The organism is Bacillus sp. SLBN-46, from assembly GCF_031453555.1.
In the GTDB taxonomy this organism is placed as follows: domain Bacteria; phylum Bacillota; class Bacilli; order Bacillales; family Cytobacillaceae; genus Neobacillus.
In genome coordinates, this window is sequence record NZ_JAVIZM010000001.1 from 3245505 (window position 1) to 3259296 (window position 13792).

The window sequence follows — 13792 nt, forward strand, 5'->3', positions numbered from 1 at the left end:
TGGCGAATTTTATTTTTTTACAGAAAAAGTACGTCTTTTCTATTTTCTATGTTATACTGATTTTACCATTTGCTTTATTGATTCATAACCTCTGTTCTTTCGATGAGAACGGGGGTTTTTGTTTGTCTTCATTTATTTCTACTACTTTCATATGCATACAAAAAAAGACTCTACAAGAGAGTCTTTTCCATTTTTTCATTTATATAAAGCTTTTATTAAGCTTTACGAACGTTAGAAGCTTGTGGTCCACGTTGACCTTGCTCAACGTCAAAAGTTACAGTTTGGCCTTCGTCAAGAGATTTGAAACCTTCGCCTTGGATAGCTGAGAAGTGTACGAATACATCGTCTCCACCTTCGCGCTCGATGAATCCAAAACCTTTTTCTGCATTAAACCATTTTACTTTACCTTGTTCCATTTGTGTATCCTCCTGCTGTGTGCTGTGCACACATTTTGGTACTATCCTTGCTCAAATCTTCAAGACAGAAAGCTGTTCACTTAACATTCTTGCCGATCCACAAAAATAATTCTTCTTTACTATAACAGAAATAAATGGATAAAGCAAACGAATATGAACTTTTTCTAGATATCGTTCTTAGGGATTAAATAGAAAAAGCTAACAAACATTGTCTTTTGGGGTTGACAACGCTGTTAAATAAAATTATTTTAAAACATTAAATTATTTTTCATCAAAATATCCATAATCGATTGTATAATAACAAAGATAATTAAATATGAAACGGTGAAGACACATGCGCACATATAATGAAAAAATTAGTATTTATCATGGAATGGTGTCAACCATTGCTGTGAATCTTGCGGGTAATTTTTTTCCTATTTTTGCAATTTCTATTCTTGGTGCTACTAATTATCAGGTTGGTTTAATTAGTTCACTTCCCCCGCTTGTTGCCCTATTAACCACCATTCCTGCTGCGATTGTATTAAATCGACTGGAGCAGCAAAAAAGAACGGTAGCGATGTCTGTTTTTTGGGCGAGAATTATGTTTTTATTGTTGATTGGAGTGGCATTCGTTACTTCTGACTATCAAGCCTGGGCATTTTTAATTATTGTTGCTTTAATGAATATTCCAGGAACAATTTCTAATATTGGTTGGCAAACCCTAATAAGTGGCATGATTAGCGAAGAACGCAGAGGTTCATTTTTTAGTGACAGAAATCGGCTATTAACCATTGTTGGGATGGTTACCACCTTGATTATCGGTATCGTCATGAAAAAACAAACAGACAATGCACTCGCCTATCAATGTTTATTCTTCATTGCTTTTGTTTTTGGGCTGTTTGAAGTGTTCTTCTTATTAAAGCATAAAGAAAAGGCCGAGCCGAAGAAGAAGAAAGAGCAAAATTCGTTTATGGATTGGTCGATTTTTAAGGATAACGGGTATAAATGGTTTCTCATATCTGCTCTATGCTTTAATTTCACCTGGCAGTTGGTTTGGGGATTATTCAATATCTATAATGTAAAATATGCTCATGCTACGATTCTTTGGATCAGTATCTTTTCTGTTGCGAACCAATTGGTGCAAATCTTTTCGTTTCCATTATGGAAAAAATGGGCCGAACAAAAATCCAATACACTTATGCTCGTTTGGGTAGCAGTCGGTATGGCAACCGCACCGATTTTAAATGTATTGTCAACGAACTTGTACTACTTAACATTTGTTGCCATGACATCTGGATTTTTTGTTTCAGGCACGATGCTCTTGTTGTTCAATCTTTTGTTGGAACAGTCGCCAAAGGAAAAAAGGACATATTGTATTACCACCTATAATGTTCTCTTATCATTCGTTGCCTTTATCGCCCCTCAAATTGGCATTTGGCTATTAGAAACAACCGGCATGCAGAAATCAATGGAAATCAGCACTGTGCTTCGACTAATCAGTGCATTCGTATTTTTACTTATGTACATCAAATTCATGAAAAACCAAAAGCATGCACTACTAAAAAGCTAATTAAAGGATATGGGTTGGATAAAATCCAACCCTTTTTTGTTGTGCCAATGAATGCTGTCATTTGTAGTGACAAAGATTCATATTTTTAAAAGGAAGTAGTTTGGCGGGAAACAAGAACAGGAGGTAAATATGATGATACTTATTAATCATCATCGTGTCAGGCCAAAGGATTTATTTCCTCATATTACAAATAAAGAACAAAGAACAATTATTGAATATATGGAGAAATATAGTGGGAATTATGAGTATGCCACACTAGATCAACTTAAATTTGAATTGATGTTCCGAACGAATACAATGACTGCTGCTCGTCAACAAGATAAAAGCGGTGCCAAGTTTACTACCTTTCAGTATGCCTTTTGCAATAAACAGTATTGGAATCGTCTAAATAATGGAGGCTTTCTCATAAAACCCAACATCAGGCCCTCAGTAGCTATTTTAGATATCATAAAAAATGGGCCTCTCTATGCCTTCGAATGTTCTACAGCAGTTGCCATTGTTTTATACATTGCCACACTTTACTCTATAGGAAGTTCAAGGTTTGATATTCTCTTTAATAATCTTTATTTAATGGATTGGCAATTTGATGAGGATATGAAAATGTATCAAAAAGTTGGCGACGACTATTTACCCGGTGACATACTCCATTTCAACAATCCAGATTTCAACCCAAAAGAACCCCATTGGCGTGCCGAAAATGTCATCTATTTTGGAGACGACTTATACCAAGGACATGGAATCGGAATCAGAAATGCAAGCACCATCATCAACTTCCTTAACGACAAAAGAAAACCGAATCCCCAACATTCCGCTTACCTAATGACACTTATCACTCGACTCTATTATCAATCGTTTCGGTTATAGGGTGTCAGGCACCATCTGTAATCATGTCCTCCGTCAGTGAACAATTGTTGGGACGGTCTGTATGCTTTCCTAATTTTTTCTGAACCGTCCCATTACTTCCAGGGTTTGTGAGATGTTTACAAAAGCATGTGGATCGGTGATTTTAATGGTATGTTTTGTTTCATTCAATTCAAATCTTGTTATCACGGTTGTTAGGACTTTTTTGGGTTTATGGGCGTAGGCTCCTTCTGCGTTATGTACCGTAATCCCCCTGGAGTGTAAATGGATAAGGGCGTCTATTAGTTCATCCCCTTTCTCAGTGACAATCCTTAAGGTTAATTTGTTTTGGGTTGTGTAAACCATATCGACTGCTCGACCTGCTACATAGATGGCGATGACTGTATATAAAGTGATATCCCATCCAAATATAAAGCCTGAAGTGCCAACAACAAGAAGGTTCATACATGCACTTAAAAAACCAACCTGCATGTTCTTTTTTTGAGAAAGAATAAGGCTGACGATATCCGTTCCGCCTGTTGAACCGCCAGTCTTGATGACAAGTCCTACAGCAATTCCATATAGAGCACCGCCGATTATTGATGAGAGTAAAATATCATTAGATATTGCGTGAATTGGAATTACTTTCAAACTGATTGACAAAACAACAACTGAATATATGGTATACAGGATAAATCTTTTTCCCAAATATTTAATACCCAAAATCAAAAGCGGAATATTAATTATCAAAACAATCAAACCTGTATTAACGTGTAAATAATGATGAATAAAGAAAGCTATCCCAGTAACGCCCCCGGATGCCAATTTATGCGGGATAAGAAACGTGTTATAGGCAAACCCAAAAAGCATGGAACATAATCCTACTAGGATGATTTGATAAATTAATCGAAACAAAATAAGCACCTCTAATAGATTCTCTTGAACATTATTTGTTGTTATTAAATGAATATTTTCACCCTTGTCAGTAATATAACAGGTTTTATCTTCCTGTTATATTACCACATAAATTGGAAAGGTATTCAAACCATTTTAAGAGGTGTTACCAAACAGAAAATTATCTCATATGCATCCTTTTAACTGTATATAATGCAATAAGCATTTTATGGGAAAGTAAGGGAGGATGCCTTATAACATGAATTCTCAATTAACGAATACACAAATGCTTACAATCATTAGAAATGGTCTTACAACATCAAAATATCCTAAAAATATTATTATTATCGGTGCAGGCATGGCTGGGCTCGTGGCTGCATCTTTATTAAAGAAAACCGGACATAATGTCACCATTCTAGAAGCGAATAATCGAATTGGAGGGCGTGTTTACACTTTACGTGCTCCCTTTAGTGAATATTTATTTTTCAATGCCGGAGCGATGCGTATTCCTGATATGCATTATTTAACCTTTGAGTATATTAAAAAATTTAATTTACCTACCAATCTATTTATTAACCGGACTCCAAATGACCTCCTTTACGCAAACGGCATCAAAACTCGTTTGAATGTTTTTGAAAGTAATCCAAGCGTATTAAAATTCCCAGTTGCTCCCCGTGAAAGAGGAAAATCGTCTGAAGAGCTTTTACTTTCGGTCATAAAACCAATTATTCATTTTATTAATCAAGATCCGGAAAAGAATTGGCCGCTAATAGAAAAACAATATAGAAGTCTTTCGTTCGGTGCTTTCTTAGGTTCATATTTTTCAATCGGTGCTATTGACATGATTGGTGTACTTCTTGATTTAGAAGCATTTATGGGGATGACCTTTGTTGAAGTATTACGAGAGTTCATCATCCTAACCTCTGCTAAGGATTTCTATGAAATAACAGGTGGCATGGACCGTTTGCCTCTAGCCTTTTTACCGCAATTAAAAGAAAATATTGTATTCAACCAAAAGATGATGAAAATATCTCAATATCAAAATAGTGTTACCATTCATAGTAAACATCAACTAACTGCCGAAAATTCAAGGATAATTGGTGATCTTGCAATCGTGACCATACCTTTTTCGACCTTACGATTTGTAAAATTTGAGCCATACGATTCTATTTCTTATTATAAAAGGGCCGCAATACGCGAACTTAATTATATGGCATCAACAAAAATAGGAATCGAGTTTAAAAGTAGATTTTGGGAAAAAGAAGGTCAAAAGGGTGGGAAATCGATAACGGACCTGCCCATTCGCTTTACGTATTACCCGAGTCACGGCATTGGTACGCCTGGTCCCGCAGTAATTATAGCTAGCTACATATGGGCAGATGAGGCATTAACATTAGAAAGCCTGCCGGAAAAGGAGCAGATCCAATATGCTTTAATGAACTTATCAGAAATTTATGGACCTCAGGTTTATTCAGAGTTTGTTTCAGGAACTTCTTTTAGCTGGAGTAAGAATCCTTATTCTTGTGGAGCTTTTACTTCTTTTGAACCTGGACAGGATGTGGAGCTATATCCTTATATTTCAAAACCTGAGGGAAGAGTGCATTTTGCTGGTGAACATACGTCCCTAACCCATGGTTGGATTCAAGGAGCCATTGAATCTGGAATAAGAGTCGCGTATGAAGTTAATGACTTACCAAAATAAACTGAGATAATGACTTTTAACAATTTAAGGAATGCCCCCGATATGGGGAATCCGTTAGTGTCTATGATGAAATAGCGTGGCATCACTAGCACTGAAAGTTTTTTATGCTCATAAATATCCTTTTTATTATTGTTCTTTCAATTCAGCAACAATCTCATTAATGCGTTTTTCCACTTCATAAAGGTTTTTCTGCATCCGATCACGCCGACTGGTCAAGACCTGCAATTCCTGTTTCAATTTCTCTACTTTGCTCATGATTTCCCCTCCGGATTATGACATATCATTAGTATTCAACTTTATTTTTAAAAATACTACCAGTTACCTAAAATACAATTGACTAACTAAACTACATAAAAATAAAACTTATGCGTGTCAAATAACTAGTTAAATAAAGAGGAAAAAATGCCAGGGATATCGAATCCCTCAGCATTTTCCCTCTTACTCTTTACGCCTTACACCCTATAAATTTTTAAACGAATCCTCAGCTTTGACTTCCTTTTTTATTACTTTATTATCTTTCAGCCATTCACTGACTTTGTTCCATGTTTCTGGATCTTGATAGCCGAATGGTTGATCTTTTGCGTCCATTAGCGGTAAGAGCATCTCCAAGCTCTTTGTCTCAATATCCTTTTCAAGTGGGGATGACTTGTCTTCATGCTTTAATAAAATCGCCAATCCCTCTTCTGGATGTTCCGTTACAAACTTTTGCCCTTTGCCTATTGCTGTTATAAATTTCTTAAACACTTCTGGTTTTGCTTTTAACCCCTTTTCACTTGCCACCAATACTAATTCATAATAATCTGGCACACCAAAATCAGCCGGATTTAGAGTGCGCATTGGATGTCCTTCTTTTTCTAGCAATAATTTTTCGTGATTAATATAACCGCCAATAAGAGCATCTGTTTTCTTCGTCGCCATCGCCGGAATTAAGTCCCAGCCTACATCGACCATTTTCACCTTTTTTTCATCGCCGCCATCAGACTTAATCATCGATTGTACAATCGCTTCATCGAGTGGAATCGATGGATAACCGATTGTTTTTCCGGCTAAATCCTTTGGTGATTGAACAGGACCATCTGCAGGAACCATTAATTGATTAAGCGGATGACGAACAATCGCACCGAACGATTGAACAGGGATATCCTCCCCACGTGCCACTAGAACCTGTGGCTGATAGCTAATTGCCATATCGATTTGATCTGCAGCAACCAATTTAAGCGGATCATTCGTATCTGCAGGCATCTGAATATCTACATCCAGGCCTTGCTCTTTAAAATAACCTTTTTCCTCTGCAGCATATAGAAACGAGTGTACAGCGTTTGGATACCAATCCAACATTAAGCTCACTTTCTCTAATTTTTTATTCCCGCTAGATTCCTTCGAATCAGAAGCCTTCTCATTGCTTTTTCCACAAGCACTTAACATCATCAACAATAAACTGATCACGATCAAAAAACTTTTCTTCATTATATATACCTCTCTTAGTTGCGAAATTTATTTTTCAATACTTGTCTTTCTACTAAACTAATCAATAAAAACAGGACAATCCCAAGTAAGGATAAAAGGAATATGGCGGCAAACACAGCATCTGCCTTAAGGTTTCCTGACATCCGTCTGCTAAAATACCCAAGACCTTCACTGGCACCCAACCACTCACCAATCGTAGCTCCCACAACACAATAAACAACCGACAATTTCAACCCTGATAAAAATGCTGGCAAAGCCATCGGCACCTGTACTTTTTGAAAAATGGCCCAGCGGTTTGCCCCCATCGTTGAAAGTAATTCACGGTATTCACTTCCACCTGATTTCAATCCATCATACGTACTAACGACGATTGGAAAAAAGGCTGTTAGGATCGTTACCGCAATCTTGCTCCAAATTGAATAGCCAAACCACATAATGAAGATTGGAGAAATGGCAATTAACGGCACTGTTTGCGAAATTACTAGAAATGGATAAAGGATTTTCTCTAATGGACGTGAAAAATGCATCCCAACCCCTAATAGCACACCTCCAACAACCGATATCACAAAACCGATTAAGACTTCCTTCAAGGTTGCCGGCAAATGTTCCCCCAACAAAAGCTCCCGGTTTTCGACCAATGATGCCCAAATGGCTGATGGAGATGGCAAAATAAAGGCTGGTATGAATCCCTGTCTCACTACCCACTCCCAAATACTGACAAGAAGAATCACCACCAGTAAAAACAACCCATAATCACCAGACCACTTTTTCACTCTAGCTCTCATCTTGAATCAGCCACTCCAATTCTTTTCTCATCCGTATAAACTCTGATTCGTAAATCAATTCTGCGTTTCTTGGTCTAGGTAGCTTCACCTTAACCTCTTGAACTCCTCTATCACCTTTCAATACATAAATCCTATCACTTAATAAAATGGCTTCCTCCAAATCATGAGTGATGAACAACACCGTTTTTTGTAACTCCCCCCACAGCCCTAATAACCAGCTATGCATTTTTCTTTTGGTCAGAGAATCAAGTGCACCAAACGGTTCATCTAATAATAAAAGATCCTTTCCAGTCATAAGCGTTCGAAGAAAAGCCACTCGCTGCCTCATTCCCCCAGACAATTCAACTGGGTAGGCATTTTCATATGCAGCTAAACCAAAACGGTCGAGCCACTCCCGGACCTCCGGTAGTTTACTTTGTTTGCTTTCCTTTGCAATTTCTATTGGGAGCAAAACATTTTCTACTACCGTCCTCCAAGGTAAAAGCAAATCCTTTTGCGGCATATACCCTACACTACCTGCTCTTTTCCCAGATTGCTTACCTTTGATTAGGATCTCACCCTGTTCAGGTGCTAGTAAACCAGTAATCAACTTAAATAGTGTGCTTTTTCCAGAACCACTTGCACCAATGACGGAAACAAATTCTCCCGAGTTAACATCTAGTGAAATCTGATCGAATATCCTTCGTTCCCCATCGAATGAGTAGGAGAGCTTGTTAATCGATAACATTGACAGATTAGACAGGCCACTCGCCCCCCTGGTAAACCATATCCCAGAACATATATTCAAAGCGTGAGGTTGTAAGAAAATGCTGCTCCAAGATGGCTAATTCCCATTCTGGTTTTCCTTCTGCTAATGAATCTAGTAAGGTAATAAGCCACTTAGCTAACTCACCAAATTCCTTAGAAGAGTACATTTTCACCCATTCACCATATAGATAGTGTTCGCTAGCACCTTGATATTCTTTCGCTAGCATCTTACCAATCTCCCAATAGCTCCACATACAAGGTAATAACGCCGAAATTAATTCTTCAAGTGAACCATTTTGTGCTACATGTAGCATGTATCGTGTGTAAGCTAGATTAATCGGACTTGGCACCGTTTCTTCTAACTGTTGATTCGTAATCCCGAATCGTGCCGCATATTCCCGGTGCAAATCCATTTCCCCATGTAAGGTCTCATGCAACAGCTTGGCAAATGCAGCCATCGTTTCAATATCTCTTGATTTCACAGCAGCTAAAGCAAACAGCTTGGAATAATCAATTAAGAACACGTAATCCTGTTTCATGTAACGAATAAACGATTCAGTTGGAAGGTCCCCTTTTCCCATACCGACAACAAATGGATGCTCGTGGGTTTTCTCCCAAATATCATGTACTTTTTGAAAAAGTCTCTCAGAAAATTTCATGCTGACCCTCTTTCCTCGTGTTACACCATTCTGCGATAAACATAGCTAAAACTTTTGCAAAGTCTAACAATTGTCGAATTTCGACCTTCTCATTGACAGCGTGTGCATCTTCCAATTTACCTGGTCCAAAAATGGCTGTTGGAATACCTGCCCGTCCGAGCCATCCAGCATCTGTTACGGTCGTAGACATCCCAATCGTTGGCGTGCTGTTCATCATTTTTTCAAATACTGCTGTTAAAGTCTTGGTTCCCAATTGGTTGGTATCCAACTCTAATGAAGGAAAAATCTCGCCACGGTCCTCAATCATAGATTTTCCACCCCAAACGAACGTAGGAGGATTCTCTCTAAGCCAAGGATCCGCGGCGGCAACGGCACCGATTTGTTGTTCAATTTCCTTTATCACTTCTTCATAGTCTTCATTCGGATAAAAATGAACCGTGACCCATAATGCACAGTGGTCAGCCACGAAAGCTGCATGCCTGCCTCCTTCAATGACTGCCGGATTAATCGTATTGGTACCAGGTGGGAAGCCTTCATAGCTTTTCGTCACAGCCCAATGTCTCTCCAGTTCCTGAAGTCCCGCAATAATCTTCATCATTTTCTCAATGGCACTGGCTCCTTTTAGGCCACCTCCTGCATGAATCATTTTTCTCCGCAATCCATCGTGATAGGTTTCTTTGCTTTGAACCGTAATCCAACCGGTAATGACGCCGCCCTGTCCTTGAATATGTAAATCACTCGTATCTACCACAACTGCATAATCAGCGGTATACCCCCGCTCTACACATGCCTGTGTTCCAGCCTCTCCTACTTCTTCCCCGATGACGGATTGAAATTGGAGATCTCCCCCCAAAGTAACGCCCATTTCTTTTAAAAGCTTAATTGCAATAAGTGAAGCCGCCAATCCACCTTTCATATCAGCGACACCACGACCATAAATAAACGAATCATTTATTCTAGCGCTAAATGGAGAAGAGTCCCACTTCTTGTCATCTCCCACCTCAGCAACGTCCACATGACCATTTATAATCAAGCTATTATATTGATTAGAAGCCTCACCCGGCAAAATGCCCACTACATTCGGATCTCCAGGATACACATCCCATTTATCCGTTTGAAATCCCAAATCTTCTAAATATCCTTTAATAAATTCCTGGACGTCATTGGTATTGCGGGCTGGAGGGCTTACTGTCGGGTAAGCAACCAGTTGGGATAGCAATTCAAGAAGTTCATCTTTTCTCGCTTCTACCTCCACTTCAATTTTCTCCGCTAATTCATTCCTCATAGTGCCTACCACCTTACATTTTGGTTTGAGTTCCCTCAATCTTCACCACTTTTTTCTGTAAAAATACTGTTAAGATTACAAATCCAATTAATGCACCGGCAAATGAGCTAAAAATAAACAATGGGATAAATCCAAATAAAGTCGCTTTTTGTCCCAGCAATAGTGTGGCAATTGGATAACACAGCATAGCACCAATGATGCCTGTCCCGATTACTTCACCGAAAAACGCTAGATAGATTTTTCTAGTTTTCAGGAATAAAAGAGATGCGAGTAATGCTCCGACCATACTACCTGGGAAGGCAAACGGGGAACCTGTTCCCATAATATTTCTTAATAATGAAACACAAAAGGCTTGTGCAACAGCATAATAAGGCCCTAAAAGAACCGCTGACAGCACATTCAAGAAATGTTGAATAGGAAAAACCTTGGTAAATCCAATGGGAATATAAAAGAGATTACTGGACATGGTTCCAATTGCAATCATCATGGCTGTTAAAGTAAGCTTGTGTGTTTTCTTCATTCTCTCATCACTCCTGACCCGCTAAGGCACCTAGATTCTTTTTTAATGCTTTTGCTGCTTCTTGCGGTGATTCCGCATGACTGATGGCGGTAATTACGGAAACGCCATCTGCCCCAGCTTTTATAACAGAACTAGCATTTTCACTCGTGATTCCACCAATTCCAACAATGGGGATAATGAATCCTTCACTGCGTAATGCTTCAATCAGTGTCGTGCCCCTTGATGGTTTGGCGTCTGCCTTCGTGGTGGTTGGAAAAACAGGTCCAATACCAAAATAATCTGCTCCATCCCTTAAGGCTGCTATGGCTTCCTCTTTTGTATGAACAGAAACACCCAAGATTTTGTCGCCAATTTTTTCCCTTACCGTTTTAACAGATTCATCCTCTTGCCCAATATGGACTCCGTCTGCATTTATTTCAATCGCAAGATCAAGATCATCATTCACAATGAAAGGGATGTGATTCTCTTTACAGATGCTTTGGAGTTTTTTAGCGAGTGAATACTTTTCAACGCCAGTTAAAGCCCCTTCTCCCTTTTCACGAAACTGAAAAAAGGTTATGCCCCCAGCAATGGCTTCCTTTAACACCTCAACAGGGTCCTTCAAGCAATTGTTGCTACCCATGATAAAATAAACACTCAATACTTCTCGTAAATCCGTCATAAAGGGGTACCCTCTTTTCCGATTCTTCTTTTTCGATAAGCCCAATGGTTAGTAGGTCCATGACCTTGGCCGATTTCTAAATCTTCTTCAATGGCTGCCTGAATAAAATCTTTTGCTGTTAAAACCGCTTCATACACACTAGTCCCTTTTGCCAACTCTGCAGTAAGTGCAGCTGAGAAGGTGCATCCTGTTCCATGCGTATTTTTTGTATTGATTCGCTGGCTCGTGAACGTGTAGAATTCCTTCCCATCGAATAATAAATCTACAGCATCCGTTTCATTCTCGTCATGTCCACCTTTGATGACGACATTTTTTACTCCTAGTGCATGTAGTCTTCTCGCAACTTCCTTTTTTTCCTCAACCGTTTGAATCGTCATTCCCGTTAAAACTTCCGCTTCTGGAATGTTCGGCGTGATGACCTTTGCTAGAGGCAGTAAATAGGCTTTCATTGCTGAAATCGCTTCGTTTAACAGTAAAGATGCTCCGCCTTTAGCGATCATGACCGGGTCTACCACGACATTTTCCCATTGAAAAATCTTCAATTGTTCGGATACTGCCTCAATGATTTCTGCATTAAACAGCATCCCTGTTTTTAGGGCATCTGCTCCGATATCCTCCCCAATAGCTTGAATCTGTTTGACAACAGCCTCAACAGACATTGGATAAACACCGTGAACACCCAATGTATTCTGAGCAGTCACTGCTGTTAATGCAGACATACCAAATACCTCTAATTCCTGAAACGTCTTTAAATCTGCCTGAATTCCTGCTCCGCCACCGCTATCAGATCCTGCAATCGTTAGCGCTTTTTTCATAAACATAACCCCCACTTACTCATTCATTTTTTTAATAGCCGCGAGCTGCTTCATATCTTTTGAAGATGTGAGTGATAATTGGTTTAAAAATTCCATTTGGAAGCTTCCCGGTCCTTGTTCAGCTGTTTTTTCAGCCGCTTTCTCTGCCGCAATTCCATAGAAAGACAAAGCAGCTACTGAAGCCTTCAATAAATCTTTTTCCACACCAGCAAAAGCACCAATTACAGAGGTTAATAGACAGCCAGTGCCTGTAACCTTGGTCAATATTGGATGTCCATTTGCAATCACAAAGGTTGTTTCTCCATCTGTCACGATATCTTCTTTTCCGGTTATGACCACAACTGTGTTCAGTTTCTGTGCAGCTGATATGGCAAGTTCAGCAATGTTCCCGTTTGCGTCGCCGGCATCTACACCTTTAATTTCCCAGTTCTCACCGACAACATTAGCTATTTCTGCTGCATTGCCTCTGATTACCGAAACATGCACCTCTTTCATAATTTTTTGTGCAGTCTCCGTACGGTAAGGAGTGGCCCCCGCACCTACTGGGTCAAATATAACGGGAACACTATTTTCATTGGCTGCTTTTCCTGCAATAATCATGGACTCCACTGTCTGCGAGTTTAACGTTCCCATATTCAAAACTACGGAACTAGCAATTTTTGCCATATCGGCTACTTCTTCTGCTGCATATGCCATGACAGGTGATGCTCCTAGTGCAAGTAAGCCATTTGCAGTAAAGTTCGTGACGACGACGTTTGTTATGTTATGTACTAGCGGTCTACTCTCTCTTACTTTTTCCAATGTCTCATACCATCTGTTTGTTTCCACGACAATCTCCCCTTTTTTAAAAATAAAAAAACCAGATCCAAAAATTGGACCTGGTTAGTTAGAAAGAGTAATAAAACAACATTCACTCAACTACTTTCCTACGCTGGTATTACCCAGATCAGGTCCGAAGGGTTAAAAACGTTGCCGTTTTCTCTCAGCCCGCAATCTGGGCACCCCTAGTAGATTCACTTATGAAATTACATAAATCATAATCCTATTTTAAAAAATAGTAAAGGATTTATACCTCTTTATTTTTAACTAATTCAATAAGTTCTTTCAATTCGTTTGTAAACCCTTTGACTGCTCGGCCTTCTACAACCGTGACCGGAACGCCAAGATAGCCGTATTTCTCCACATCCTTTTGATATTCGGCATTAGTCGAAATATTTCTTGCTTCAAAAGCAATCCCTTCTTGCGTTAAAACCTGTTTTACCATCGTGCATTCAATACAATCGTTTGTTGTATAGACGATTACTTGCTTGCTCATTTAAAATATTTCCCCCTATCTAAATTTACGACAAATTTCATTTAAATTCTTTATTTACTTTAAAATTCGCAAATTATCCCCCACATTCCCATCCATTATATAACAATTTCCTTAAGTAGTTGTAAACATTGTAT

16 protein-coding genes and 1 riboswitch are annotated in these 13792 nt (G+C 39.0%); of the genes, 3 read left to right on the top strand and 13 right to left on the bottom strand.

Features of this window, described 5'->3' with window-relative positions; translation table 11 throughout:
• Nucleotides 1-215: 215 nt before the first annotated feature.
• Nucleotides 216-416, bottom strand: a complete 201-nt coding sequence (locus QFZ87_RS16645; RefSeq protein WP_308079596.1) for a cold-shock protein — start codon at nucleotides 414-416, stop codon at nucleotides 216-218.
• Nucleotides 417-750: 334 nt separating this feature from the next.
• Between QFZ87_RS16645 and QFZ87_RS16650 the strand changes: the two genes are divergently transcribed.
• Nucleotides 751-1968: an MFS transporter gene (locus QFZ87_RS16650; protein WP_309863589.1), complete on the top strand. Its 1218-nt coding sequence runs from the start codon at nucleotides 751-753 to the stop codon at nucleotides 1966-1968.
• Nucleotides 1969-2097: 129 nt separating this feature from the next.
• Complete coding sequence (locus QFZ87_RS16655; protein WP_309863592.1) at nucleotides 2098-2832, top strand: protein-glutamine gamma-glutamyltransferase; 735 nt, start codon at nucleotides 2098-2100, stop codon at nucleotides 2830-2832.
• A 69-nt stretch (nucleotides 2833-2901) separates the two neighbouring features.
• Here QFZ87_RS16655 and QFZ87_RS16660 read toward each other — a convergent pair whose 3' ends face one another.
• Nucleotides 2902-3723: a YitT family protein gene (locus QFZ87_RS16660; protein ID WP_309863595.1), complete on the bottom strand. Its 822-nt coding sequence runs from the start codon at nucleotides 3721-3723 to the stop codon at nucleotides 2902-2904.
• Nucleotides 3724-3961: 238 nt separating this feature from the next.
• On the opposite strand from QFZ87_RS16660, the gene QFZ87_RS16665 reads away from it, so the two are divergent.
• Nucleotides 3962-5404, top strand: coding sequence for a flavin monoamine oxidase family protein (locus QFZ87_RS16665; protein WP_309863597.1), 1443 nt, complete (start codon nucleotides 3962-3964; stop codon nucleotides 5402-5404).
• Between the two features lie 126 nt (nucleotides 5405-5530).
• On the opposite strand, the gene QFZ87_RS16670 is transcribed toward QFZ87_RS16665, so the two are convergent.
• From QFZ87_RS16670 to QFZ87_RS16720, 11 genes are all read right to left on the bottom strand, one after another.
• Nucleotides 5531-5659 carry a hypothetical protein gene (locus QFZ87_RS16670; protein WP_309863599.1) on the bottom strand — a complete coding sequence of 43 codons (129 nt, stop codon included), beginning with the start codon at nucleotides 5657-5659 and terminating at the stop codon, nucleotides 5531-5533.
• Nucleotides 5660-5863: 204 nt separating this feature from the next.
• On the bottom strand, nucleotides 5864-6871 hold the full coding sequence (locus QFZ87_RS16675) for an ABC transporter substrate-binding protein (protein ID WP_309863602.1): 1008 nt from the start codon (nucleotides 6869-6871) through the stop codon (nucleotides 5864-5866).
• Nucleotides 6872-6885: 14 nt separating this feature from the next.
• Nucleotides 6886-7656, bottom strand: coding sequence for an ABC transporter permease (locus QFZ87_RS16680; protein ID WP_309863605.1), 771 nt, complete (start codon nucleotides 7654-7656; stop codon nucleotides 6886-6888).
• Complete coding sequence (locus tag QFZ87_RS16685; RefSeq protein ID WP_309863608.1) at nucleotides 7646-8383, bottom strand: ABC transporter ATP-binding protein; 738 nt, start codon at nucleotides 8381-8383, stop codon at nucleotides 7646-7648. The genes QFZ87_RS16680 and QFZ87_RS16685 overlap by 11 nt, the downstream gene beginning before the upstream one ends.
• A gap of 7 nt (nucleotides 8384-8390) precedes the next feature.
• The gene (gene tenA / locus QFZ87_RS16690; protein WP_309863611.1) at nucleotides 8391-9062 is read right to left on the bottom strand and encodes a thiaminase II; all 672 of its coding nucleotides are present in this window, start codon (nucleotides 9060-9062) and stop codon (nucleotides 8391-8393) included.
• Entirely contained in the window at nucleotides 9049-10347 is a 1299-nt protein-coding gene (locus tag QFZ87_RS16695) for an acetylornithine deacetylase (RefSeq protein WP_309863613.1), read from the bottom strand. The genes tenA and QFZ87_RS16695 overlap by 14 nt, the downstream gene beginning before the upstream one ends.
• A gap of 13 nt (nucleotides 10348-10360) precedes the next feature.
• Nucleotides 10361-10867: an energy coupling factor transporter S component ThiW gene (gene thiW / locus QFZ87_RS16700; protein WP_309863616.1), complete on the bottom strand. Its 507-nt coding sequence runs from the start codon at nucleotides 10865-10867 to the stop codon at nucleotides 10361-10363.
• A 7-nt stretch (nucleotides 10868-10874) separates the two neighbouring features.
• The gene (gene thiE / locus QFZ87_RS16705; RefSeq protein WP_309863618.1) at nucleotides 10875-11528 is read right to left on the bottom strand and encodes a thiamine phosphate synthase; all 654 of its coding nucleotides are present in this window, start codon (nucleotides 11526-11528) and stop codon (nucleotides 10875-10877) included.
• A complete protein-coding gene (gene thiD, locus QFZ87_RS16710) occupies nucleotides 11525-12349 on the bottom strand; it encodes a bifunctional hydroxymethylpyrimidine kinase/phosphomethylpyrimidine kinase (protein WP_309863620.1) in 825 nt (274 codons plus the stop codon). Before thiD ends, thiE begins: the two co-directional genes overlap by 4 nt.
• Nucleotides 12350-12358: 9 nt before the next feature.
• The gene (gene thiM / locus QFZ87_RS16715) at nucleotides 12359-13171 is read right to left on the bottom strand and encodes a hydroxyethylthiazole kinase (protein ID WP_309863622.1); all 813 of its coding nucleotides are present in this window, start codon (nucleotides 13169-13171) and stop codon (nucleotides 12359-12361) included.
• A gap of 78 nt (nucleotides 13172-13249) precedes the next feature.
• Nucleotides 13250-13359: riboswitch (TPP riboswitch) on the bottom strand.
• 50 nt (nucleotides 13360-13409) lie between these two features.
• Entirely contained in the window at nucleotides 13410-13658 is a 249-nt protein-coding gene (locus tag QFZ87_RS16720) for a glutaredoxin family protein (protein WP_309863624.1), read from the bottom strand.
• Nucleotides 13659-13792: the final 134 nt, after the last annotated feature.